Origin of the sequence: Hymenobacter rubidus (genome assembly GCF_016734815.1) — a bacterium.
In the GTDB taxonomy this organism is placed as follows: Bacteria; Bacteroidota; Bacteroidia; order Cytophagales; family Hymenobacteraceae; genus Hymenobacter; species Hymenobacter rubidus.
This window is the reverse complement of record NZ_JAERQF010000010.1, coordinates 24,487-47,164: the sequence shown is the minus strand read 5'-3', so window position 1 is coordinate 47,164 and position 22,678 is coordinate 24,487. Positions and strand designations below refer to the sequence as shown.

Genomic DNA, 22,678 nt, shown 5'->3' with positions numbered 1-22,678 from the left:
TCGAACGACCCAAGCCGGGGTTATCTTTGTGAATGATTATTATCCAGGAAACGGTCATTTCCGACGACATCGCCGACCACTTTTTTGTCTGCAACCTCGAAGCCTGCAAGGGCGCTTGCTGCGTAGAAGGCGACCTCGGCGCCCCGCTCGAAGAACCCGAATTGAAAATTCTGGAGCAGGAATACGCCAACATCAAGCCCTTCCTCACCGATGCCGGCCGCGCGGCCATTGAGGCGCAGGGACTTTACATCAAGGATTGGGAAGGCGACTTTAGCACCACCACGATTGACGACAAGGAGTGCGCGTATGCCCTCTACGACGAGCGTGGCATTCTAAAATGCGGCATCGAGCAGGCCTATCTGGCGGGAGCCACAACGTTTAAAAAACCTATCAGCTGCCACTTGTACCCCATTCGCATCACAAAGTACGAAGGTTTCGACGCGCTGAACTATGACCGGTGGGGCATTTGCAATCCAGCCTGCTCCTTTGGCGAGAAGCTAGGGATACGGGTGTATCAGTTTCTGAAGGAGCCGCTGATTCGCAAGTACGGCGAAAGCTGGTACGGCGAGTTGGTGCGGGAAATTGATAATCCTTCGGCTTAGGGCCGGGCAAGGGTGCCAAGGCGGGCGGGAACCAGGACTAGGCGAAGGGAGTCGCCACGCCACGCGCCGCTCAGGCGTAGCGAGTTGCCACGTCGGGCGTAGCTCCAGGTGCTTGGTGGGGGGTAGTTGAAACGCTCATCGTAACGTGCTAATGTTACCGCTTGGGTTGCACCAGCCTGCTGGTACCCAAATTGGTCACGCCGAAAACCGTTGCGAAAAACGGCTTGGCCCTGTTGAAAATAAAGTCGGTTTGGATAAGCCGAGTCTTGGGGCACAAGCTGTTGCCAGTGTCCCTGATGCCACTTTTCGGCCAGTGCGGGTTGCCAGATACCCGTTAGTGGGCTTGGGGCTTGACTGGAAATGAGGAGGTGGGGCAGTGTGCGCAGGCATTCATAAAGGAGCAATAGCGAAGTTACTGCCACGCAAAAAAAATGATAACGCTGGTATGCCTGTGGTGTAGCAAACCACGCAGCAACTACAGCACTAGGCGCCGTTGATTGGTTAGCAACGAAGAATTTCCAGAAGCGGGGCGCTTCCTGGGCTAAAATAAGCAAGGCCGTAGCTAGGTAGACAACGGCGTCCAAGAGCACGCCTACCTGGAAGAAATAGTCGAGGGCGACGACATTGAACATGGCCGCTGCTGCCAGCAGCGCACCGGGTATGGTCGTGCGTCGGTACAGGAGCAACAGTCCCGCCACCACTTCCAGCCAGCCCAGCAAATGCTGGTAGGGCTGCGAATAGCCAAAAAATTGCCACATCACATTCATCGGAGACAAATCGGCGGGCGGCGTGTCCTGGTCGGCCCACAGGAGTTGAAACTGCATACCATACACTTTTTTAAGTCCGTAGCCCAGTAAAGCATAGGCCAAATAAAAGCGGAGCAGGTCGACGGATATTTTCACAACTGAGCTAGGCCAGCGGCCCCACAGCTGGCCGGCCACAGCTATAAGGCCGGCGATGCCACCCAAGGCAGTCCCTGTCTCAACCATCGTGAAAATGGTCGTTGAACTATCCAGTGGGTAATTGCCCTTGGTACCGGGCGAGAGTAGCGCGGGCCACAGCCCCAGGTGGGCTCCCAACGGGTATAGCCAATGCCCAAGCAAAGCGCCCCATAGCATGGCCGCAACAAGCGTATTCACAAGCGAAATTGATGGGAGGGGATTTCGGCTGGTCATTTGCATCCTGCAAAATAGCGACGTATAAGTATTCAGAACCAGCGCAAGTTTACCTGTGGCATCTGCGAATGCACAAACCTCGGTGGAGAGCAAATGCCAACAAAAAAGGACCGGCTTTGGGCCGGTCCTTTTCATTATTATGTCGTCAGCGGTTATTCCTCCGTTACCACAATTTTCTCGATTTCATCGTTGGCTTTAATCTGGTCGATAACGTCCAGGCCTTCTACTACTTTGCCGAATACGGTGTGTACGCGGTCGAGGTGGGCGGTGTTATCGCGCGAGTGGACTATGAAGAACTGCGAACCGCCCGTGTTTTTGCCGGCGTGGGCCATGCTCAGCGCGCCGCGCTCGTGGTACTGGTGGCCGCCGCTGGTTTCGCAGTCAATTTTGTATCCGGGACCGCCGGTGCCGGGCTGGCCTTTGGCGCCGTCTTTGGAGTTGGGGCAGCCGCCCTGAATAACGAAGTTGGGGATAACCCGGTGGAATTTCAGGCCGTCGTAGAAGCCTTTTTTGGCCAAGTCAGTGAAATTTTTGACGGTGTTCGGAGCGTCCTGTTCGTAGAACTCGACTTTCATCGTGCCCTTTTTGGTGTGAATTTCGGCAGTTTTCATGGGGTGGGGATTTTTTGGGGGTGAAACAGTTGAGACGACCGATAGGTTGGCCGATGCGGCAGCGAAGGTAAGAAGCCAGCCGATGTGGGAAACAACCATTGTGCACCGTTATTTCGTAAGCCCAACGGCCCTATTGGCTTACCACCTCACAATCTTTTATCAAACACCCATTTCATGAAAAAGCTCTTCGCTCCCCTGATGGCTACGCTGGCAACTTCGCTGCTACTGGCCAGCTGCGGCAACGACAAACCCGCCACCACCGAAACGGTAAGCACCGTTAATCCCGCCGACTCGCTCGCCGTGCTGGCCGGCGATTCGGCCCGCATGGCCAAGCCCGGCGGCGTGATGGTCGACGGCGTGGCCATGACGGCTGATAAAGACATCGTCGATAATGCCATGGGCGCCAAAAGTGTGAGTACGCTGGTGGCCGCCGTGAAGCAGGCCGGGCTAGTGGAAACGCTCAAAGGGGAAGGCCCTTTTACCGTATTCGCCCCCACCAATGCCGCCTTCGATAAATTGCCAAAAGGCGCCGTGGCCGGCCTGATGGACCCCGCCAGCAAAGAAAAGCTGAAGGGCGTGCTTACCTACCACGTCATCCCCGGCCGCCTGGTGGCCGCCGACTTGAAGGATGGCCAGGAAATAACCACTGTTAACGGCGAGAAGCTGCACATTTCGATTAAAGACGGCAAGGTGATGGTTGGCAACGGCAAGGATGCCCCCGCCACCGTCCAGATTGCCGACGTAATTTCCAAGAACGGCGTCACGCACGTTATCGACGGTGTGGTGTTGCCACTGGCACAGTAACGCCTTCGGCTTAATGAGGAATGAGGAATGAAGAATTATCCAACGACAATTCTTCATTCCTCATTCCTCATTAAGCCGAAGGCGCTAATGCCGGTTGTCCTCGCCGGCCAGCATGCTGAGGTAGCTGTCGTAGCGGGGGAGGGCGATGCGGCCCTGGTCCACGGCCTCGCGCACAGCGCAGCCGGGCTCGTGGGTATGCTGGCAGTTGTGGTAGCGGCACTGGTTGAGCAGGGCGCGCATTTCGGGGAAGTAGCCGGCAAGCTCGGCGGGCGGCAGGTCGACGAGGCCCAATTCCTTGATGCCGGGCGTGTCGATGATGAAAGTGCCGGGGCGAACCTCAAGCATCTCGGCGAAGGTGGTGGTGTGCACGCCTTTGTCGGAGAAGTCGCTAATTTCGGCGGTTTTCAGGTCGAGGTCGGGCACGAGGGCGTTGATGAGCGTGCTTTTGCCCACGCCGGAATGGCCAGCCAGTAGGCTCACTTTGCCATCTAACAACAGGTCGATTTCGGGCACGCCTTCGCCGGTGGTGGCGGCGCAGGTGCGGCTGGGGTAGCCCAGGCTGGCATACATGCCGGCTATTTCGGCTTGATATTCGAAGCCTTCCTCATCGTACAAATCCGTCTTGTTAAAAAGAAGCGTGACCGGAATATGGTAGGCTTCGGCGGTTACTAAAAACCGGTCAATAAATCCGAACGAGGTGGCCGGCGATACCAGCGTGACTACCAGTAGCGCCTGGTCCAGATTGGCCGCCACGATGTGGACGTGGCCGGTTTTGTGCACCGATTTGCGCACGATGTAGTTGCGACGCGGCACGATGTGCGAAATAACAGCCGCCCCCTCCGCCTGCGCTTCCACCGCAAATTCGACGTGGTCGCCCACGGCCAATGGGTTGCTGGCTTTCAGGCCTTTTATTTTGAATTTGCCCCGCAGGCGGCAGCGGTACAGCTGCCCGTCCTCGGCACCGCGCACGATGTACCACGAGCCCGTCGATTTCACGACTGTGCCGTGTAGCGTGCTGGAAGAAGTTGAGGCCGAAGTATCCACAGTTATGGGTTGGTGAGGCCGGGCAGGGCGGCCATGATGGTGCGGGTGGCGCCGGCCTGGCTGTGCACGTAGTCGAGCATGGCGTCTTGTAAGCGCAGGCGGGCGTCCTCGTTGTGCCACAGATAAGCGAAGGCGGCTTCCAGTTCTGCAGCGTTTTGCACCGGAAAGGCACATTTCAACTCCACCAGCTCAACGGCTTCCTGAAACTTAGCATACGTCGGCCCAAAGAACAGGGGCAGGCCAAAAGCAGCCGCTTCCAACGTATTGTGCAAGCCCTTGCCGAAGGCGCCTCCGATGTAGGCGTACCTCCCAAACCGGTAAAGCTGGCTCAGTAAGCCCACGTTGTCGAATAATAAAATACGGGCCTGCGCCACGGTAGCCGCATTGGCCTGGGAGTAGCGGACTACCTGCCCCGGCAGCACTTCCTCCACCAGCCGCAGGTTGGCCTCGCTAATTTCGTGTGGGGCCACCAGCACGCGCAGGTCGTTTTGATAGCGCTTTAGCAAGGGCGTGAGGGCCGGTAAATCCTCGGGCCAGCTGCTGCCTACTACCAGCACCGGCGCACCGTCGGCCACAAACGCATCCACAATCGGTAGTTGGCGAGGAGCCGCCGCGGCTGTGGCTACCACGGTATCGAACCGGGTGTCGCCGGCCACGCTCACGGCCATGAGGCCAATGCCGCGAAGGAGACGAGCCGAGGCTTCGTTCTGGTTAAAAATGTGGGCGAACCGGGTCAGAATGCGGCGGAAAAAGCTGCCCCAGGGTTGAAAGAAAACCTGCTCGGGCCTGAAAATGGCCGACACCACCACGGCCGGAATACCGCGCCGATGCGCTTCGTTCAGAAAATGATACCAGAACTCATACTTCACAAATACCACCAACCGGGGCTGCACCACATCGAGAAAGGCGCGGGCGTTGCGGCGTGTATCCAGCGGCAGGTAGAAGATGTAATCGGCTCCCGGCCAGCTTTTCCGGACTTCATAACCCGAGGGCGAGAAGAAGGTTAGCACGACTTTGGTGCCGGGGTGGGCTTTGCGGTAGGCTTCAATCAGCGGGCGGCCCTGCTCAAACTCGCCCAATGAGGCGCAATGAAACCATACCCGCGGCGCCGTATCGGTGCCAATGGTTTGGGAAATATGCGCTAGCAGCCCACGCCGGCCGGCCACCCAGGCCGCCGCCTTGGGCACAAACGGTGCTGCGAGGCGCAGCAGCAGGCCATACAGGCCCAGAGCAATGTTATACAGGAATAGCAAGCCCCAAAATTACGCACCACGCATCCAGCAAGCCACCTGTGCCCGGTGATATCTACTTATCTGCCTCCCAGTCGGCGGGGCAGGCCTCGCCATTTTTCTCGAAGAACTGCAAGGCATCAATCATGCGCAGGGCTTCGTTCAGGCTCCTGCCCAGTGGCCGGTCGTTCACCAGCTGGTGGCGTACCACGCCGTCGCGGTCAATCAAAAACAGGCCCCGGTAGGCCATTGGCGAACCCACAAAGGTCATTTCGCCCTCCGCAGAATAATCGTAGTGCCCACCCAATACGTCATAATTAGCCGAAATCGTTTTGGTTGAATCAGCCACCAGCGGATACTTTACGCCCGCAATGCCGCCCTTGTCGCGGGGCATCAATTGCCAGGCCAGGTGGGCGTACTGCGAATCGGTGGAGCAACCCACCACGGCCACGTTGCGCTGCTCAAACTCCGCCAACCGGTCCTGAAAAGCCAGAATCTCGGTAGGGCACACCCGGCTGAAATCGGCCGGGTAGAAGTAGAAAAGGACGTGTTTTTTGCCCAGGTAGCGGTCCAGCGAAAATTCCTCTTCGAAGGTGCCGTCAATCACGGCCGTGGCTTTAAAGGAAGGGGCGCGCTTGCCCACGAGTACTGCCATGTAGAAAATGGGGAATGAGGAACGAGGAATGAAGAACTTGGGTTACGGAAATCCATTGCTGATAGCTGAAAAGCAATTCTTCATTCCCCATTCTTCATTCCCCATTAAGCGAAGCGTTACCGCCCCTTGAACTCTGGCCGGCGCTTCTCCATGAAGGCCGCCATGCCTTCCTTTTGGTCTTCGGAGGCGAAAGTGAGGTAGAAGTTTTTGCGCTCGAAGTGCAGGCCCTCATCCAGATGCGTTTCAAAAGCCCGATTGATGGATTCCTTGGCCAGGCGGGCGGCTACCGGGCTCATGGCCGCAATGCTGGCCGCGAGCCGGAAGGCTTCCTCCAAATACTGGCCCACGGGCACCACCCGGTTTACCAAGCCCACGCGTAGGGCTTCCTGGGCCGAAATAGACGCACCGGTGAGCACCATTTCCATGGCCTTGGCCTTGCCCACGGCCCGCACCAGGCGCTGGGTGCCGCCTGCGCCCGGCATGGTGCCGAGGCGGATTTCAGGCTGCCCGAACTGCGCCGTTTCGGCCGCCACCAGCATGTCGCAGGTCATGGCCAGCTCGCAGCCGCCGCCCAAGGCAAAGCCCGCCACGGCCCCAATCAGCGGCTTGCGGAATTTGCGAATCTGCTCCAGGGTGCTAAAGCGGCTGTCCAGAAACATATCCACGGCCGTTTTGCCGGCCATTTCCCGGATGTCGGCGCCGGCGGCAAATGCCCGCTCGTTGCCCGTGAGCACCACCACCCGCACCGCGTCGTCGGCATCGAGGGCTTGCAAGGCATCGCGGATTTCCGTCACCAACTGCCCGTTCAAAGCATTCAGTTCCTTGGGTCGGTTGAGCTGGACGAGGGCCACGCCCGGCCGCGCTTGCGGCGTTACCAATAGAAATTCCATGCGAGAGTAGTAGCGCGGACTAGGAAAGCCGCAGGTGAAAAGTGCAGACTAGGCGCACACAAATTGAAACGTGTGGCGGGTGCGCTGCTCCAACAGCAGGCGCTTGCCGGCCGTGAGCTGGGCCATGCTGGCCGCGTCGTAGTTCTTGATGGTGAAAAGCGTCAAGCCTGTATTGTAATGCAGGGTGAACTGCTCGCGCAGCAAATCCAGCAGCTGGTGCACCCGGCGCTCCGAGTAATCGGTGCACACCGAAAAGCTGATAGCTGAATTTTGCATCACGTTGATTTTGAGCTTGGCTTGCGCCAGCGCACTGAAAATCACCGCCAGGTTTTCTTCCGAGATAAAGGAGAAGTCCTTGCTGGCAAACGACAGCAGGCACTGGTCGGCTTTGCGGATGAAGGCCGGCGCCAGGGCCGCGTGCTGGCAGTCGTGAATAAGCGTGCCCTCGGCCGCCGGGTCCAAAAACGATTTCACCCGCAGCGGAATGCCGCGTTCTGCCAGCGGCTTCAGCGTTTTTGGGTGAATAACCGAAGCCCCGTAATACGCCATTTCAATGGTTTCGCGGTAGCTGATTTCGGGGTAGCGTACCGTGTCTGGAAAGAACTTGGGGTCGGCATTGAGCAACCCGGCCACGTCTTTCCAGATGGTCACCGATTCGGCCCGCAGGCAGTAGGCCAGGATGGCAGCCGTATAGTCGGAGCCCTCGCGGCCGAGGGTGGTGGTGCGTTCTTGGAGCAACGTCTTGTTCGGGTCTTGAGCAGTGGGCACACTGTAGCTCGTGCCTCCCAAAAAACCCTGCGTCACAACGGGGCCTTGGTTCAGGTGGGACGGCAATTGGGCCAGTACGCAGGCTTCAGTCTCTGCCCAATCTACTTTGCCTTCGCGCCAGGTTGTGTCGGTTTTGATAAGAGTTCGGCAGTCGATGGTCTGGGCATTAAGGCAATGTGCAACCAAGAGCGAGGCAAGCAATTCCCCAAAGCTGACGATTTGGTCATAATATTCATCAAACTCCAGCTCAGGGCTCAGTACCTCCAACTGTTGACGAAGTTGACGCAACAAGGTGTCGAAGCGTAATTGGGCAGGTGTGTTGGCTTTCAGCTCCAATTGAACAGCTGCCTGCTCATGAAACTGCTCTAAACGGCGAAGCGGCTCATCGTAATGGTGTTGTTTTCGGGCCAGTTCGTAAATTTCTTCCAATGCGTTGGTCGTCTTGCCCATCGCCGACACCACAATCAACAGCGGCTGTCCCGCGCCATACTGTTCCACAATGTTGCGAAGGTTGAGAATAGCCGCTGCGTCCTTCACCGAGGCCCCGCCAAATTTGTATACCTGCACTTTTTCCATGGGCGGCAAAGGTAGGAGAGGCGTTAGGCTTTGCCGAAATCAGGGTGAAAACTTGCCTACAGAAACCCCAAAAATCAGCCCAATTTAGGCAACCGATTGCGCTTTGAAAATAGCATTACTACGGCCATTTTTAGGAGAAAAATATCGGCTTTTGTGAAGTAGCTTTGTCAAGCATTCCCGCCAACTCATTTTGACACCCCACCGTTATGGACCACAATAAACTGGCCCTGCCCGTCGGCACCACCCTCGACCGCTTCATCATGCGTAAGCAAGAGGATTTTCCCTATGCCACGGGCGAGCTTTCGCAATTGCTGCGCGACATTGCGCTGGCTGCCAAAATCGTCAACCGCGAAATCAACCGCTCCGGCCTCATCGACATTGCCGGGGCCTACGGCAGTCAGAACGTGCAGGGCGAAGACCAGCAGAAGCTCGACGTTATTGCCAACATTCGTTTCATCCGGGCCCTGCGCAACGGCGGCGAAGTCTGCACCATCATCTCCGAGGAAGACGACGACATGATTCAGACCGGCAACAACCAGGGCAAGTACGTGGTGGCCATCGACCCGCTCGACGGGTCCAGCAACATCGATGTCAACGTGAGCATCGGTACCATTTTCAGCATCTACCGCCGCGTGTCGCCCACCGGCCGCGAAGGCACTGCGGCCGACTGTCTGCAGCCAGGTACCCACCAGGTAGCGGCCGGCTATGTTATCTACGGCTCCAGCACCATGCTGGTGTACACCACGGGCAACGGTGTCAACGGCTTCACCTACGAGCACTCACTCGGCGAATTCTTCCTCTCGCACCCCGACATCATCACGCCCAAAACCGGCAATATCTACTCCATCAACGAAGGCAGCTCCGATTCCTTCTCGCCGGGCGTGGCCGCCTTCGTGCAGCAGTGCAAAGACCAGAAGTTCTCGGCCCGCTACATCGGCTCGCTGGTGGCCGACTTCCACCGCAACCTCCTGAAAGGCGGCATTTACGTTTATCCCTCCACGGCCAAGGCGCCCCAAGGCAAGCTGCGCCTCATGTACGAGTGCAACCCCCTGGCTTTCATTGTAGAGCAGGCCGGCGGCAAAAGCAGCAACGGCCTGCAGCGCACCATGGAAATAGAGCCCCGCGTGCCGCACGAGCGGTGCCCTGTGTTCATCGGCAGCAAAGAGCTGGTGGAACAAGCCGAAGCCTGTCTGGCCCGCGAAAAGGAAGTGACTGTGAAGGAAAAACCGGCCAAAGCCGTCGCCATCGCCAAATAGCTCTTTTCTCAGCAAACTCAGTAAACACAAAAAGGCCGCTCCTGATTCAGGAGCGGCCTTTTTGTGTTTACTGAGAAACGGCTCGGAAAGATTACTCGGCTTTCTTGCGGCTCTTCTTGGCCGGAGCGGCAGCTTCCGGGTTACCTTCAGCCGCAGGAGCTTCGTCGGCAGCGGCAATGACGCCGCCGGTACTCAGTGGCTCATTGGCGGCCGGCTCTGTAGGCGCCTCAGCGGCTGGCGCTGCTTCGGGGGCGGCGGCTTCCTGATACGTGAGGTGTTTGCCCACGATGTTGTACCACGAAGCCAGCTTCTTAATGTCGGACAAGTACACCCGGTCCCGGTCGTAATCAGGAATCACGCCGGCCAGAAAGTCGGTCAGTTCGCCTTCGCTCGATTTGGCCGTGACGGGGGCAGCGGCACCGTGCTGCTGATGAATGCGCTCAAATACCTCTGTCAGTGGCACATTCTGGTCCTCGTCCTGGGTGTAAATGGAAATTTCGGACAGCAACGATACTTTGTTGCGGGCCGGGGCCAGGGTGCGAGTGGCTTTTTCGTCGAGGCTTTCGACCAGCACACCGTGGCGTGCGGCGCGCACCAGGCGGTACAGGCCAGGCATGCCGCTGATGGCGGCCAACTCTTGCAATTCGTAGGGCATCTTTCTTAAATGAGGAATGAAAAATGAGGAATGAAGAATGAGGAATGAAAAATGACAGGCCAAAAAGCCATTCTTCATTCTTCATTCCTCATTCTTCATTCAACAAGGCAAAACTACGGAATTATTGGGCGTCCGTCGCGTTCGAAGCCGTTTGCCCCAGCTTGAACACGATGGGCAGGCTGGCGCGAATGGGCAGCTCGGGCTTTTTGAATTTCAGCAGGCGCACCACGCGTAGGGCTTCTTCGCCGGTACCGCCGCCCAGTTGCTTCACAATGCGCATGTCCTGCATGGTGCCGTCGGCGTTGAGCTGGAAGCTGATAATGCACTGGCCCTGAATGCGGTTGCGCTTGGCCATTACCGGGTATTTCAGTTCCTTGCTGATAAAGTCGTACATGGCTGCCTGGCCGCCTTCATAATATTCAGCTACCGGAATGCTTTTGCCCACCGAGCCGATGCCCGTGCCTTTTTCGGCCTGCGATTGGGCGGCGGGGGTGGTGTTGGGAGCGGTTTGGGCCACGGCCGGCGCGGCGGCAGCCAGCAGCAAGCCCAGGGCCAGCTGCGAAATGGTTGACTTCTTGGTCATGTGATAAATGATGGGGGCGGGGGATGAAATGAAAAGAACCTATGGGGGTTAGGCCGCCGTTGGCAATTTAGGGGCCAATCTACGCACCAGTAGCGGCATCCGGTACCCATTGCTCGTTCACGCCGGCAATAAAGTCCAGCACATCCTCCCGGCCCAGGCCGGTTTCGGCCGAAGTCAGGAAGTAGCGCGGCAGCTCGTCCCAGATTTCGCTCATCTTGCGCAGGTAGTCCGTCACCAGGGCTTTGGTTTGCGCCGTCGACTGTTTATCGGCTTTGGTGAAAATCATAATGAACGGAATGCCTTCCTCGCCCAATTTTTCCATAAATTCCAAATCGGCGGCCTGCGGCGAATGGCGCGAGTCGATGAGCACGCACACGCACATCAGATTGGCGCGGTTGCGCAGATAAAAATTAATCATGCGTGCCCACTCTGCCCGGGAGGTTTTGCTCACTTTCGCATAGCCATACCCCGGCAAGTCCACTAAGTACCAATTGTCGTTGATAACGAAATGGTTAATTAATTGGGTCTTACCCGGCGACGCCGACGTTTTAGCCAGCCCGTTGCGGCCCGTGAGCATGTTAATGAGCGATGATTTGCCCACGTTGGAGCGGCCGATAAATGCGTACTCGGGCAGGGTAGGAGCAGGACACAAATCGGCCCGGGAATTACTGGTTAGGAAACGAGCGTCGCGAATAAGCATGGATAATCAAGGAAATAGCAGGGTTTTACGGAGCCCAAAATTACGTTGTAAACCCAGCGGCGGGCACATAAATAAAAACTGGGGAATGAGAGGCTATTTCAATACTGCTTCTATATTTGCGGGGCATGCCTGCCATTCCAGCGGGCCGCTGCCGCCGAACTCGACCGCAGTAGAATGGCCGAAATCCTGCCCAAAAACAGTTTGCCCACGCAAACAGCCTACCTTTGCCCGCCATCGGCCTGCCCTTGGCGGGGTTTTTTGTGGGGTGCCAGTACCGGTCAGACGGTTACCTTCTGCGCAAATGGGCATTAAAGTCTAACCCTGCCTCAAATTTTCAGTATAAGCCCAAAATACCGCGCCGCTTCTGCAAGAATCGCGGCGCCCCTTGCTACAAAACTCCCTTCAGAAATTCTTTTTTCTCAAATCACTCCTCCAATGGACAACTTATCCAGAAGGTTACTGCAAGCGTCGTGCGCCGTTGCCCTCACCGCCGCAATGGCTACCCCGGCCGATGCGCAAAGCACGCGTAAGGACCTCAAGACCGGCAACAAGTTCTTCGAGCAGGAAAATTATCGTGCTGCCATTCCGTATTACGAAAAGGTATTGGCAAAAGACCCGAACAATGCCAAAGCGCTGTTCAACGCCGGTATTTCCTATATGTCGTTTGACAAGGAAAAGGCCAGCGACTACATCTACAAGGCGCAAAAGCTGAAGCCGAAAGTGGCGAAGGACGTGGAATACTGGCTCGGCCGGGTTGACCACCTCAACTACAACTTCGACGAAGCGGTGGCCCACTTCCAGGCCTACAACGCGACCCTGAAAAAGAACGACGCCCGCAAAGAAGAGCTAGCGCAGCTGATTCAGCACAGCAAAAATGCCAAGGTGCAGTTCAATACGCCCAAGGACATTTTTGTGAAAAACCTGGGCCCCACCATCAACACGCAATACTCGGAGCACAGCCCGGTTATTTCGTCTGATGACAAAATCCTCATCTTCACCTCGCGTGGTGAGGACGTAACCGGTGCTTCGGGCAAGCCCAGCGACAAGAAAAACAAAGCCATTGCCGCCGACGGCGAATACTTCGAGGACATCTTCGAAGCCACCCGTCTGGACGAAGAGAACTGGCAGAAGCCCCGCTCGTTGAGCGGCGTGCTGAACGGCAAAGGACACGATGCCTCTATCCAACTCTTCGACAACGACACCAAGCTGTTGATGTACCGCAACGACAACAACGGTGACATTTTCGTGTCGGACAAGTCGGGCAGCGACTGGACGGCCCCCAAGCCGCTGGATAGCAATATCAACTCGAAAGCCTACGAAGGTGATGCTTACATCACGCCGGACGGCCTCTCGATTATTTTTGCCACCGGCAAGTACTCGGAGGACGGCACCTTGGACTTGTACCAGTCGACTCGGGTATCGGGCGGTGATTTTGGTCCGCCCAAGTCGCTTGGTTCAAACATCAACACCAAGTACGACGACGACAGCCCCTACCTGAGCAAGGACGGCAAGACGCTGTACTTCTCGTCGCGCGGCCACAACACGATGGGCGGCTACGACATTTTCAAGTCGGAGTGGGACGAAGCTGGTCGCAAGTGGGGCCCGGCCGTGAACATGGGCTACCCCATCAACACGCCGGATGATGACTCCTACTACCGTCTGAGCCCCGATGGCTCGTACGCTTATCTGAGCTCGTACCGCATTGGCGGCTACGGTGAGAAGGACATCTACACCATCAACTACATCAAGAACGCCAACATTGTTGGTAAGGTGTTTTCGAAGCGCGACAGCACGTCGGTAGTGCCGGGCGTAGAGTTGGTGTTTACCGGGGCTACGGCCGATAAGTCGGCGCTGAGCTTCCGCGATATCAGCAAAGCCGATGGCTCTTACCAGGTGGCCGTGCTTTCGGGCCGTACCTACCAGGTGGCCGTGAGCAAGGACGGCAAGCCAATTGAAGTGCAGGAGTTCCCGGTGCCGGTGTCGACCAACGACTCGACGACCATCACCAAGAACTTCTACATCAACTTTGTTGATACGACTTATACTAATATTTTCAACTCGAAGAATATCTACTTCGATACCGACAAGTATAAGTTGCGTCCGGAGTCGATTACGACGCTGAACCAAATCAGCCAGATTCTGACGGCCAACCCCGGCATCAACATCTCGGTTGAAGGCCATTGCGACTCGCGCAACACCGACGAGTACAACATGGTACTTGGCCAGAACCGTGCTGAAGCAGCTTACAACTACCTGAAGAAGCAGGGCATTGCCGAAACCCGCATGACGACGGTAAGCTACGGCGAGCGCCGTCCGGCTGCGCCGAACGATTCGCCCGAGAACATGCAGCTCAACCGCCGCGACGAGTTCAAAGTGGTGCTGAAAGAGGGTGAAGCCATGCCCACGATTACCAACCCCGGCGCAAACGGTACGGGCATTTCGGGCTCGTCAACCACAACGACGACGACCACTTCGGCTCCGCTGGCTCCCGGCAAGAGCAAAGTGAAATTGAGCGACGGCACCAAGGTGAAAACCAAGGTAGACGAGGACTCGGACAAAGTGAAGGTGAAAACCAAAGGCCCCAGCGGCGATACCAAAACCACCACCAAAAACGGTGAGCTGGAAGGCAAAGCCAAGGACGCCAGCGGCGAAAAAACCAAAATCAAGGCCAAGAACTAAGTAGCGTTCTGCCTTGTAGTTAGGGGAGCGGGCCGGGCAAATTGTCCGGCCCGCTTTTTTTGGCACTGCTGCTCCCTGCCCGATTCTTTTGAACGAGTTCTCTAACAAACCAGCCGGCTCGGGCGTTGGAAAGACAATTTTCCTGCTTCGTTCCCGTTCTTTGCGCCCACCTATGGCCGTCGTACCTTATAAAGACAATTCCGCCGACAAGAAATCGCAGGTTGCCCAGATGTTTAATTCCATCGCGGGCAAGTACGATTTCCTCAACCACTTTCTCAGCGTGGGCACCGACATCTATTGGCGGCGCAAGGCAGTGGATGAGCTGAAGGCCCTGCGCCCGGCCCGCATCCTGGACATTGCCACCGGCACCGCCGATTTCGCCATTGAAACCCTGCGCACTGCCGCGCCCGATGCGCAGGTGACCGGGGTGGATATTTCGGAAGGCATGCTGGAGGTGGGACGCCGCAAGCTGGCTGCCAAAGGACTGGGCAACCGCATTCGACTGGAACTGGGCGACTCGGAAAACCTGCCCTTTGGCGATGGCGAGTTCGACGCGGTGACGGCTTCTTTTGGGGTGCGAAACTTTGCGCACCTGGAGGCGGGTTTGTCCGAAATGCGGCGCGTGCTGCGGCCAGGGGGCAAGCTGGTGATTCTCGAATTCAGCAAGCCCACGGCTTTCCCGCTCAAGCAAGCTTATAATTTCTATTTCCGCCGGGTGCTGCCGGTTTTTGGCAAGCTTATTTCCAAAGACCAGTCGGCCTATACCTACCTGCCTGCCTCGGTGCAAGCATTCCCCGACGGCCCCGATTTCCTGGCCATTTTGGCCAAAGTCGGCTTTAAAGAACCTGCATGGCAACCCCTCACTTTCGGTATCAGCTCCATTTACACGGCTCACAACTAAAGGGGCTGGCGCTGCTGTGTCTTCTCCTGTTGGTGCTGCCATTGGGCGCGGCGGCGCAGCGAAAATCCAGCTCGCGCGCCAACCGGGGCAAAAACGGCACGCTGAAGTCCATTACGGTGGACAACCTGCCCAATTATGACTTCCGGTGGTTTCATCCGGGCATGTACGTGAGCATTTCGGCGTCGCGGTTCACCATTGAGCAGTCGGCCAGCTACATTCAGAACCAGTACGTGACGGCCAATTCCATTTCCAGCCCTAGCCTCGGGGTGGGCTTTATTGGCGATGCGCGGCTGGGCGGGCCCCTGTCGCCATTCATTCTGCGGTTTTCGCCGGGGGTTAATTTCCTCACCCGGCGCGTGGAGTTCACCCCGCGCAACTACCATTCTCCAGATTCCATCGTGACGCAGGAGGTCACGTCCACGGTGGCGCAGTTTCCGCTGATGCTGAAATACCAATCGGACCGTCGGCGCAATACCCGCATGTACATGATAGCCGGCCTCAATCCGATTCTGACCGCGAGCAACCGCCGCAGCAACCCCAAGAGCAACCAGCTTCAGGCCCTGAACAGCGACCTGACCTTGGAATACGGCGTGGGCCTGGACCTTTTTTATCCGTTATTTAAGCTGGCCCCGGAGCTGCGCTTTTCGCACGGCCTTCGCAACCTGCTGGTGCCGCACAACGACGTGTTCAGCCAAAGCCTGCAAAGCATCAGCACCAATTCGGTAACGCTTTACCTCAATATTCAGAACTAGCATTGTTGTCAGTTGCTGGTTGTTAGTTGGCAGTACAGTTGCCGACAACTGCCTGACAACTGACAACCAGCAACTGACAACTACACTATGCGGACGGCATTTATTACAGGCGCTTCGTCGGGGATTGGGCGGGCTACGGCCGTTGCCCTGGCGGGCGCCGGGTTTCAACTGGTGGTGACCGGACGGCGGCGCGCACGGCTCGATGGGCTGGCGGCCGAACTGGCGCCGGTGCCGGTGCATGTGTTGGAGTTCGACGTGCGCGACCGTGCGGCCGTGGACGCGGCCGTGGCCACGTTGCCCGAGGCGTTGCGGGCGCCCGACGTGTTGGTAAATAACGCAGGGGGCGCCCACGGCCTGAGCCCCATTCAAACCGGCGACCCCGGCGACTGGGACCAGATGCTGGACGCCAACGTGCGCGGCCTGCTCAACGTGACGCAGGCTTTGCTGCCGGGCATGACGGCCCGCCAAACGGGTTTTATCCTGAATATTGGCTCCATTGCGGGGCAGGAAGCCTATGCCAACGGCAATGTGTACTGCGCCAGCAAAGCGGCCGTGCACATGCTCACCAAAACCATGCGGCTCGACCTGCTGCCCACCGGCGTGCGGGTGGCCGAAGTGAACCCCGGCGCGGTAGAAACCGAGTTTTCGCGCGTGCGCTTTAAGGGCGACGAGGCCCGGGCGGCGAAGGTGTATGAAGGATTTGAGCCGCTGAAGGCCGAGGACATTGCCGACGTAATTGTCTTTATGGTGACGCGGCCGCCTCATGTGACCATTGCCGAGGTATTGGTGCTGGCTGGGGCGCAGGGAGCCGCTACCACCATCGTGCGCAAGTAGCCCGTTGGGGAGCCGGGCCGCTGGCGCAAGGGCAGTACCAAGGAGAATGGTGCTGGCGCTTGGCCGGGCGACCGTCGGGTCAGGTGTCGGCCGAGGCGAGGCGCGCCAACACCTCCCGGTTTAGCTCGTGGCCGCCGGCGAAGGAGATGAGGACGGGAGAACCGCCGAACTGGTGAAGCAGCGCCTGTTGTTGGGCCGCTTTTTCGGCGGTGATGTACTCGTCTCGGCTGCCGACTACGAGGGCGAGGTTCAGCCCCTGCACGAGTTGCTGCGCGGCCATGGGTTCGATGTCTTCGGGAAAGCTGCCGGCCCAAAGGATGAGTTGGGCCGGACGGAACCACGCTTGCGCCAGCCAGCGGCTGACGGTGGCCGTGCCCTGCGAAAAGCCCAAGACCGTCACCTGCACCTCGGGCAGGCATTCGTTCAGTACTTTTTCGGCCAGTTGGTTCAGGAAGTTAACGTGGTCGGCGATTTCGTGCAGGCGGTCGTCGCGCGTCATCCAGCTGGCGCCTACGCGGCCGTCGTTGCCGCTGAGGTAGAAGCGGGAAAGACCTTCGGGCGCAACGATGACGGTGGCGGGGTCGGCAGCATGCAGGAACGCGAAATGCCAGATAAAGTAAGCGGCCAGCTGCCCATAGCCGTGGCAAACAAACCACACGCGTTTGGTGGCGGCGGATAAGTCGCCCAGCTGCTGGTAGCGGGCCGTGCGGCTAACGGTGAGGTGGTGTTCGGCCATGAGGCGGCGGGCTAAGCCGGCGGCAGGTCGTCGGCTGAAAAATGGAAGGGCATGAGCGCCGCCAGCGACTCGAAACGCATGATGGTGCCCGCGCGGCTGGGCAGCAGCAGCGGAATGGGCTGGCCCTGCCGGGCTTCGTATTCCAACATTACCTGGCGGCAGGCACCGCAGGGGAGCGCGGCACCAAAGTCGCCCGCGGCGGGCCGGGCAGCCACGGCCATGCCCACAATGGGCGCATGGCCGGGCAGGTTGGCGGCCAGGCCAAACAAAGCCGTGCGCTCGGCGCACAAGCCGGAGGGGTAAGCGGCGTTTTCCTGGTTGGTGCCCTTGAAAATAGTGCCATCGGCCAGCAGCAGGGCCGCCCCAACGTGGAAACCGGAATAGGGCGCGTAGGCGTGGGCCGTGGCCGCGCGGGCCGCCTGCCAGAGGGTCAGTTCAGCGGGCGTGAGGTCAGTGGCGTCGTCCAGTTCTTCGAAGGTGATGAGCTGCTGGCGGGAAATGCGGGCCATAAGGATGGGAATAGGGGCGGCGAAGATAGAAGAAAGTCTTCAGCCCTGAAGCCTTAGTGCCGTTGGGTAGGGAATTTGCTCGCTTTCTGAGGGCTATTTTGTAGTAACAGGCGGCGTTCCTGAAGCAGGAAAGTGAGCGGGCCGTTGGGGCTGATGAAGGGCAGCGTTTCGTAGGAAATGTCCGGCCGCGCCGGTCGTAGTTTGAGTTGCAGGTAAAATATAAAGATGGTTTGCTTATCCGGCACCAGCGCGCAAGGGCCCTGTTTCTGACCCCTTCTTCCTGAATTCCCCATATTTGCTTCATGACTTCCCGCCTTTTGCTCCTCGGGGCCGGCCGCTCGGCCTCGTCGCTCATCCAATACCTGCTGCGCCACGCGCCCACCGAACGGTGGTTTCTGACCGTGGCCGACGTGAACCCGGCCCACTTGGTGCCGGTACTCGCCGCGCACACCGAATACGCCCGCGCCATACCCGTGGACCTGGCCAATGATGCGCTGCTGGAAGAGCTGGTAGCCCAGGCCGACGTAGTGATTTCGATGCTGCCCGCCATGCTCCATCCGGTGGTGGCACGGGCCTGCGTGCGCCACGGCCGCCACTTGGCCACGGCCAGCTACGTGGGTCCGGAAATCCGCGAGCTGCACGGGGAGGCGCTGGCGGCCGGCGTGACGCTGCTCATGGAATGCGGGCTGGACCCCGGCCTCGACCACATGTCGGCTATGCGGGCCATTGCGCACATTCGGGCGCGGGGCGGGCGCATCACCAGTTTCAAGAGCTACTGCGGCGGCCTGCTGGCCCCGGCGGCCGAAGGCGATAATCCCTGGAAATACAAGTTCACCTGGAACCCGCGCAACGTGGTGCTGGCCGGCCAGAGCACGGCCAAGTTTCTCGAAAACGGGCACCTGCGCTTCATTCCCTACCAGCAGCTTTTCTGCCGGACCGAAACCCTGACCGTGCCCGACTACGGCGAGTTTGAGGGCTATGCCAACCGCGACTCGCTGAGCTACCGCGCGCCGTACGGGCTGGAAGAGATTCCGACCATGCTGCGGGGCACGCTGCGCCGGCCGGGCTACAGCGCGGCCTGGCACGCATTGGTGCGCCTCGGGCTGACCGACGACGGCGTGAACCTGGACAACCCCGAAACCATGACCTGGGCCGAGCTGGTAGAAGCTTACCTGCCCACTTCGCTCATTCCGCACCTCGATTTGTCGCAGCGCGTGGCCACCTACCTCGGCCTGAACCCGGTGGGCGACGAAATCGGCCTCCTCAACTGGCTGGGCCTGTTTTCGGATAAACGGGTGGGCCACGCCCACGCCACGCCCGCCCAGCTGCTGGAACGTCTGCTGGCCGAAAAGTGGCAGCTGCAACCCCACGACCACGACCTGATTGTGATGCAGCACCTGTTCGAATACGAGCTGAATGGCACCACGCACCGCCTCACGTCCTCGCTGGCCGTGGAGGGCGACGACGCCACCCACACCGGCATGGCCAAAACCGTGGGCCTGCCGCTGGGCATGGCCGTGCGGCGGCTGGTGCGCGGCGAAGTGGCGGCGCACGGCGTGGTCATTCCGGTGCTGCCCGAGCTATACGAGCCCATTCTGGACGAGCTGGCGGCGGAGTACGGGATTCGATTCAGCGAGGAGTAAGGCCCTCCGAACACCCCAACTGCTCGTTGCAAGGACAGCTGGGGGCGTTGCAACGACCGCCACTGCCCTTGCAGCGACTTCATCCGCCTTTCCCACCACCCAAACGGCCCTTCCAGCGACCCATCTGGTCGTCGGAAGGGCCGTTTGGGTCCTTCGAAGCACCGGAAGTGCCTTAGGGTTTCTTCGCGGCGGCGTCCTTGCGGGCCCCGGGGTGGGTGTAGGTGGGTGTAGTAGTCGTGCAGCTGGGCGCGCAGGGGCCCAGGTCGATGGTTTCGCCGTTGTCCTTTTCCACGTCTTCGTGGACGTGGCCGATGTCGTACATCATGTCGCTGCCCCGCACGTTGAGGGCGTTTTTGAGCTTGGTATCGGCCGTGGCCAGGTCGCCGCGCAGCTTGGCCAGGGCGCGGTAGTAGGCCAGCTTGTCGATGAGGCGCTGCGGGTCGAAGGCGCGGCGCATGACATCGGGGGCCGCAAGGGCCACTTCAATGGCCTTATCGGCCAGGGGCAGGCGCTCCGGGATGATGGTGGCCGAGGTCAGCACGTCGGGCTCCAGGTTGGGGATGAAGTGCAGTGACTCGGCCAGGTCGGCGCTGGCTTTTTGGGCTTTCTGCAAAGCAGCCGCGTCCACGGCGGCGGGGTAGTTGGTGTCTTTGGGCATGGGAGTGGGGGTTGGGTAAAAGATGGAAGATGGTTGGCAGACGAGAGACAGCTATTCCACCACAAGGCGCTTCCCCAGCGGACCCTGCCCGGTGGCCAGCTGCACGAGGTAGAGGCCGGCGGGCGGGCAGCGTGGCCAAATCCAGCGTTAGCTGGGCATCGGCACGGGCGGCGGGCGGGCACAGTAGCGCGGAGCATCACCTGGCCCACGGCGTTCAGCAGCTTCATTTCAGCGGCTTGTTGGAGCAGGTCGGCCGGCACGGCCAGCGTGGCGGTGCGGTGGGCGGGGTTCGGAAACAGGCCCACCGTGGCGGCCAGGGCCGTAGAGCGCGACGCCAGCAGGGTATGAAAGGCCGTTGTGTTGCTGGGCCCCGATGCCGTTCCGGCTCCGCAGTTCGTTAGCACTGTCACGGCGTACGCCGTGCCGGGTCGCAGGCCCGTGAGCAACAGGGGCGACGACGGGCCGCTCACCGCCACGGCCGCCCTGCCCGCCGTGGGCGTGGCCGTGGCGGTGTAGCTCACGGCCCCTGCCGGGCCGGTAAAGCGGGCGCTGGCTGACGTGCCGAGCACGCCCGTAACGGCCACCGCCGTGGGGGCAGTACAAGTTGCCACGGGGATCAAGGTCACGAAGCGCACCTCCGTATTCGTCGACAAGAGGCCCCCCGCGCAAGAGCTACCCAGGTACACGGTGTAGCCGGTGCCCGGTGCCCGGTGTCAGGCCGGTCAGGGCGAAGGGCAAAGTCGTCGGGGCCGGCAATACCTGCACGGGCGCGACGCCCGCTGGGGCCAGCAGCACATAGTAGCCCGTAGCCCCGGCCGGGGCCGTGAAGCTGATGGTAGCCGCTGTGGTACTGGCCGCTGCCGCTAGTGGGGCTGCAGCCTTCGCTTCGTGTCATGAGCAGGCAAGCTAGTCGGCTTGAGTGTTAGCAGCTGCTCCCTGAATTAGCCGACGGTTGAATCGGCTTCGGCCAATAGAACTGCCTCATCATAGCTGCTATCCGGCTGGCGTTACTTTGGGGCATAATACCACTTCGCGCCTGCCTGTTATTGGCCTGCCGCCTGCGGGGCAGACGTTCAACCGCGCGTACTCGCAGAGTCCACGCTACAGCGCCAGGTAAAACCCGCTTAGCAGCGCCCGAAACTCCGCCGAATATTCTCCCTCATCCGTGGCCGTCCGAATGCTCAGCTCCGTTTCCTGGGTAGCACCTGCTTCCCGCCGAAACCCGACGATGTGCCGCAGCGGCCGGCTGCCGGGCCGGTGCCGCACCAGCAGCCGCGTGGCCGGCTGCAGCCCCGTTGCTGCCGCCACTCGCTCAAACGCCTGCATCTCCGGCGGCGGCAGTAGCACCGTCAGCAGGCCATCGGCCAGCAAAAAATCCGCTGCGAAATCGGCCAGCGCGTCAAACGAAAGCGTATCGGCTGCCTCGTGCCGGGCGGTGGTGCGCGCCGCGTCGGGCGAGCGCAGCGACTGCCGGAAGAAGGGTGGGTTGCAGATAATGTGGCTGAACGGCGCCGGCCGAGTGGCCGCGTATTCTGCCAAACTCAGGCTGTGGATACAAATGCGCCCGGCCCACGGGCTAGCGGCCGCATTGGCCGTTGCTTGAACTGAGGCAGCCGCATCAATCTCCACCGCTTCAATATCGACCGTGGCGTGGCGCTGGGCGGCCATGAGAGCCAGCAGTCCGGTGCCGGTACCAATGTCAAGCAGGCGCGTGGCGCCGGTGAGGTCGGCCGCCGCGCCCAGCAGGCAGGCGTCGGTGCTCACCTTCATGGCGCAATCGGCCTGCTCGATGCGGAACTGCTGGAACTGGAAGTAGTCGTTGGGCATAGCAGGACGAGTACCGCGAAATTTTATTTCGCGGCGAGCGCAGCGAGCTTGGGGGGGGGGATGTTCAGGGGCAACTCACTCGCTGCGCTTGTCGCGAAATAAAATTTCGCGGTACTCGTGCTAGTGTGCGGCAATGGCTTCATACCCCTCGTCCACCAGCAAGCCCTTGCCGAGTGCGCTTTGCACGGCCAGCACGTCGCAGCGCTCGTTTTCGGCGTGGCCGGCGTGGCCTTTTATCCAGTGGAAGGTGACCTTGCGCTGCTGGTAGACGCGCAGGAAGCGGCGCCACAAATCCTCGTTGGCCTTTTTGCCGAAATCGGATTTGGCAGCCCAGCCGAAGACCCATTTTTTCTCCACGGCGTCGACCACGTATTTGGAATCGGAAACGACGCGGATGGGCAGCTCGGGGCGCGTCACGGCCTCCAGGCCGACTATCACGGCCAGCAGCTCCATGCGGTTGTTGGTAGTGAGGCGGAAGCCCTGGGTCAGCTCTTTTTCGTGGGGGCCGTAGCGCAGAATGGCGCCGTAGCCGCCGGGGCCGGGGTTGCCGCGGGCCGAGCCGTCGGTGAATAAATGAATCATGGCTTTTTT

Annotated in this window: 23 protein-coding genes and 1 pseudogene; 8 read left to right on the top strand and 16 right to left on the bottom strand. The window is 59.5% G+C overall.

Features of this window, described 5'->3' with window-relative positions:
* Positions 1-32 precede the first annotated feature (32 nt).
* On the top strand, positions 33-602 hold the full coding sequence (locus JKL48_RS09365) for a DUF3109 family protein (protein WP_201981736.1): 570 nt from the start codon (positions 33-35) through the stop codon (positions 600-602).
* On the opposite strand, the gene JKL48_RS09360 is transcribed toward JKL48_RS09365, so the two are convergent.
* Positions 599-1,870, bottom strand: coding sequence for a hypothetical protein (locus JKL48_RS09360; protein WP_201981735.1), 1,272 nt, complete (start codon positions 1,868-1,870; stop codon positions 599-601). The two genes, JKL48_RS09365 and JKL48_RS09360, sit on opposite strands and share 4 nt — an antisense overlap.
* Before the next feature lie 59 nt (positions 1,871-1,929).
* Complete coding sequence (locus JKL48_RS09355) at positions 1,930-2,388, bottom strand: peptidylprolyl isomerase (RefSeq protein WP_201981734.1); 459 nt, start codon at positions 2,386-2,388, stop codon at positions 1,930-1,932.
* A gap of 174 nt (positions 2,389-2,562) precedes the next feature.
* Between JKL48_RS09355 and JKL48_RS09350 the strand changes: the two genes are divergently transcribed.
* Entirely contained in the window at positions 2,563-3,192 is a 630-nt protein-coding gene (locus JKL48_RS09350) for a fasciclin domain-containing protein (protein WP_201981733.1), read from the top strand.
* 84 nt (positions 3,193-3,276) lie between these two features.
* Here the strand turns inward: JKL48_RS09350 and rsgA are convergent, their stop codons facing one another.
* The 5 genes from rsgA to JKL48_RS09325 form a co-directional block, all read right to left on the bottom strand.
* A complete protein-coding gene (rsgA, locus tag JKL48_RS09345) occupies positions 3,277-4,236 on the bottom strand; it encodes a ribosome small subunit-dependent GTPase A (protein WP_201981732.1) in 960 nt (319 codons plus the stop codon).
* Between the two features lie 2 nt (positions 4,237-4,238).
* Positions 4,239-5,489, bottom strand: coding sequence for a 3-deoxy-D-manno-octulosonic acid transferase (locus tag JKL48_RS09340; protein ID WP_201981729.1), 1,251 nt, complete (start codon positions 5,487-5,489; stop codon positions 4,239-4,241).
* A 52-nt stretch (positions 5,490-5,541) separates the two neighbouring features.
* Positions 5,542-6,120 carry a peroxiredoxin gene (locus JKL48_RS09335; protein ID WP_201981727.1) on the bottom strand — a complete coding sequence of 193 codons (579 nt, stop codon included), beginning with the start codon at positions 6,118-6,120 and terminating at the stop codon, positions 5,542-5,544.
* A 116-nt stretch (positions 6,121-6,236) separates the two neighbouring features.
* The gene (locus JKL48_RS09330) at positions 6,237-7,010 is read right to left on the bottom strand and encodes an enoyl-CoA hydratase-related protein (RefSeq protein ID WP_201981723.1); all 774 of its coding nucleotides are present in this window, start codon (positions 7,008-7,010) and stop codon (positions 6,237-6,239) included.
* A 48-nt stretch (positions 7,011-7,058) separates the two neighbouring features.
* Positions 7,059-8,354 carry an aspartate kinase gene (locus tag JKL48_RS09325; RefSeq protein WP_201981721.1) on the bottom strand — a complete coding sequence of 432 codons (1,296 nt, stop codon included), beginning with the start codon at positions 8,352-8,354 and terminating at the stop codon, positions 7,059-7,061.
* Positions 8,355-8,560: 206 nt separating this feature from the next.
* Between JKL48_RS09325 and fbp the strand changes: the two genes are divergently transcribed.
* Positions 8,561-9,610 carry a class 1 fructose-bisphosphatase gene (gene fbp, locus JKL48_RS09320; RefSeq protein ID WP_201981719.1) on the top strand — a complete coding sequence of 350 codons (1,050 nt, stop codon included), beginning with the start codon at positions 8,561-8,563 and terminating at the stop codon, positions 9,608-9,610.
* Positions 9,611-9,701: 91 nt separating this feature from the next.
* Here fbp and JKL48_RS09315 read toward each other — a convergent pair whose 3' ends face one another.
* The 3 genes from JKL48_RS09315 to yihA form a co-directional block, all read right to left on the bottom strand.
* Entirely contained in the window at positions 9,702-10,265 is a 564-nt protein-coding gene (locus JKL48_RS09315; RefSeq protein WP_201981716.1) for a DUF5606 family protein, read from the bottom strand.
* Between the two features lie 121 nt (positions 10,266-10,386).
* On the bottom strand, positions 10,387-10,848 hold the full coding sequence (locus JKL48_RS09310; protein WP_201981715.1) for an energy transducer TonB: 462 nt from the start codon (positions 10,846-10,848) through the stop codon (positions 10,387-10,389).
* Between the two features lie 79 nt (positions 10,849-10,927).
* Positions 10,928-11,548, bottom strand: a complete 621-nt coding sequence (yihA, locus tag JKL48_RS09305; protein WP_201981714.1) for a ribosome biogenesis GTP-binding protein YihA/YsxC — start codon at positions 11,546-11,548, stop codon at positions 10,928-10,930.
* A 435-nt stretch (positions 11,549-11,983) separates the two neighbouring features.
* Here yihA and JKL48_RS09300 point away from each other — a divergent pair, with 435 nt between their 5' ends.
* The 4 genes from JKL48_RS09300 (at position 11,984) to JKL48_RS09285 (ending at position 16,714) form a co-directional block, all read left to right on the top strand.
* Complete coding sequence (locus tag JKL48_RS09300) at positions 11,984-14,227, top strand: OmpA family protein (protein ID WP_236668702.1); 2,244 nt, start codon at positions 11,984-11,986, stop codon at positions 14,225-14,227.
* A gap of 172 nt (positions 14,228-14,399) precedes the next feature.
* Positions 14,400-15,128 (top strand): bifunctional demethylmenaquinone methyltransferase/2-methoxy-6-polyprenyl-1,4-benzoquinol methylase UbiE, encoded by a 729-nt coding sequence (gene ubiE / locus JKL48_RS09295; protein ID WP_201981713.1) that lies wholly within the window; start codon positions 14,400-14,402, stop codon positions 15,126-15,128.
* Between the two features lie 32 nt (positions 15,129-15,160).
* Positions 15,161-15,880 (top strand): type IX secretion/gliding motility protein PorT/SprT, encoded by a 720-nt coding sequence (porT, locus tag JKL48_RS09290; RefSeq protein WP_201981710.1) that lies wholly within the window; start codon positions 15,161-15,163, stop codon positions 15,878-15,880.
* Positions 15,881-15,967: 87 nt separating this feature from the next.
* Positions 15,968-16,714 (top strand): SDR family NAD(P)-dependent oxidoreductase, encoded by a 747-nt coding sequence (locus tag JKL48_RS09285; protein WP_201981708.1) that lies wholly within the window; start codon positions 15,968-15,970, stop codon positions 16,712-16,714.
* A gap of 79 nt (positions 16,715-16,793) precedes the next feature.
* On the opposite strand, the gene JKL48_RS09280 is transcribed toward JKL48_RS09285, so the two are convergent.
* A complete protein-coding gene (locus JKL48_RS09280; RefSeq protein WP_201981706.1) occupies positions 16,794-17,450 on the bottom strand; it encodes an alpha/beta hydrolase in 657 nt (218 codons plus the stop codon).
* Between the two features lie 11 nt (positions 17,451-17,461).
* Positions 17,462-17,959: a cytidine deaminase gene (locus tag JKL48_RS09275; protein WP_201981705.1), complete on the bottom strand. Its 498-nt coding sequence runs from the start codon at positions 17,957-17,959 to the stop codon at positions 17,462-17,464.
* 302 nt (positions 17,960-18,261) lie between these two features.
* Between JKL48_RS09275 and JKL48_RS09270 the strand changes: the two genes are divergently transcribed.
* A complete protein-coding gene (locus tag JKL48_RS09270) occupies positions 18,262-19,602 on the top strand; it encodes a saccharopine dehydrogenase family protein (RefSeq protein WP_201981704.1) in 1,341 nt (446 codons plus the stop codon).
* A gap of 172 nt (positions 19,603-19,774) precedes the next feature.
* Here JKL48_RS09270 and JKL48_RS09265 read toward each other — a convergent pair whose 3' ends face one another.
* The 4 genes and pseudogenes from JKL48_RS09265 to rnhA form a co-directional block, all read right to left on the bottom strand.
* Positions 19,775-20,260, bottom strand: a complete 486-nt coding sequence (locus JKL48_RS09265; RefSeq protein ID WP_201981703.1) for a hypothetical protein — start codon at positions 20,258-20,260, stop codon at positions 19,775-19,777.
* 416 nt (positions 20,261-20,676) lie between these two features.
* Positions 20,677-20,829: pseudogene (locus JKL48_RS23745) on the bottom strand (hypothetical protein); the annotation flags it as partial.
* A 532-nt stretch (positions 20,830-21,361) separates the two neighbouring features.
* Positions 21,362-22,087, bottom strand: coding sequence for a tRNA1(Val) (adenine(37)-N6)-methyltransferase (locus JKL48_RS09255; protein ID WP_201981701.1), 726 nt, complete (start codon positions 22,085-22,087; stop codon positions 21,362-21,364).
* Positions 22,088-22,207: 120 nt separating this feature from the next.
* The gene (gene rnhA, locus JKL48_RS09250; RefSeq protein ID WP_201981699.1) at positions 22,208-22,669 is read right to left on the bottom strand and encodes a ribonuclease HI; all 462 of its coding nucleotides are present in this window, start codon (positions 22,667-22,669) and stop codon (positions 22,208-22,210) included.
* Positions 22,670-22,678 lie beyond the last annotated feature (9 nt).

Excerpts from the sequence above, each read along its gene's own strand:
- JKL48_RS09265 (WP_201981703.1), bottom strand. The coding sequence starts at position 20,260 with ATGCCCAAAGACACCAACTACCCCGCCGCCGTGGACGCGGCTGCTTTG.
- ubiE (WP_201981713.1), top strand. The coding sequence starts at position 14,400 with ATGGCCGTCGTACCTTATAAAGACAATTCCGCCGACAAGAAATCGCAG.
- JKL48_RS09300 (WP_236668702.1), top strand. The coding sequence starts at position 11,984 with ATGGACAACTTATCCAGAAGGTTACTGCAAGCGTCGTGCGCCGTTGCC.
- JKL48_RS09275 (WP_201981705.1), bottom strand. The coding sequence starts at position 17,959 with ATGGCCCGCATTTCCCGCCAGCAGCTCATCACCTTCGAAGAACTGGAC.
- JKL48_RS09355 (WP_201981734.1), bottom strand. The coding sequence starts at position 2,388 with ATGAAAACTGCCGAAATTCACACCAAAAAGGGCACGATGAAAGTCGAG.
- JKL48_RS09365 (WP_201981736.1), top strand. The coding sequence starts at position 33 with ATGATTATTATCCAGGAAACGGTCATTTCCGACGACATCGCCGACCAC.
- JKL48_RS09280 (WP_201981706.1), bottom strand. The coding sequence starts at position 17,450 with ATGGCCGAACACCACCTCACCGTTAGCCGCACGGCCCGCTACCAGCAG.
- JKL48_RS09310 (WP_201981715.1), bottom strand. The coding sequence starts at position 10,848 with ATGACCAAGAAGTCAACCATTTCGCAGCTGGCCCTGGGCTTGCTGCTG.
- JKL48_RS09335 (WP_201981727.1), bottom strand. The coding sequence starts at position 6,120 with ATGGCAGTACTCGTGGGCAAGCGCGCCCCTTCCTTTAAAGCCACGGCC.
- JKL48_RS09325 (WP_201981721.1), bottom strand. The coding sequence starts at position 8,354 with ATGGAAAAAGTGCAGGTATACAAATTTGGCGGGGCCTCGGTGAAGGAC.
- fbp (WP_201981719.1), top strand. The coding sequence starts at position 8,561 with ATGGACCACAATAAACTGGCCCTGCCCGTCGGCACCACCCTCGACCGC.
- JKL48_RS09255 (WP_201981701.1), bottom strand. The coding sequence starts at position 22,087 with ATGCCCAACGACTACTTCCAGTTCCAGCAGTTCCGCATCGAGCAGGCC.
- JKL48_RS09315 (WP_201981716.1), bottom strand. The coding sequence starts at position 10,265 with ATGCCCTACGAATTGCAAGAGTTGGCCGCCATCAGCGGCATGCCTGGC.
- JKL48_RS09350 (WP_201981733.1), top strand. The coding sequence starts at position 2,563 with ATGAAAAAGCTCTTCGCTCCCCTGATGGCTACGCTGGCAACTTCGCTG.
- yihA (WP_201981714.1), bottom strand. The coding sequence starts at position 11,548 with ATGCTTATTCGCGACGCTCGTTTCCTAACCAGTAATTCCCGGGCCGAT.
- JKL48_RS09330 (WP_201981723.1), bottom strand. The coding sequence starts at position 7,010 with ATGGAATTTCTATTGGTAACGCCGCAAGCGCGGCCGGGCGTGGCCCTC.
- JKL48_RS09285 (WP_201981708.1), top strand. The coding sequence starts at position 15,968 with ATGCGGACGGCATTTATTACAGGCGCTTCGTCGGGGATTGGGCGGGCT.
- rnhA (WP_201981699.1), bottom strand. The coding sequence starts at position 22,669 with ATGATTCATTTATTCACCGACGGCTCGGCCCGCGGCAACCCCGGCCCC.
- JKL48_RS09270 (WP_201981704.1), top strand. The coding sequence starts at position 18,262 with ATGACTTCCCGCCTTTTGCTCCTCGGGGCCGGCCGCTCGGCCTCGTCG.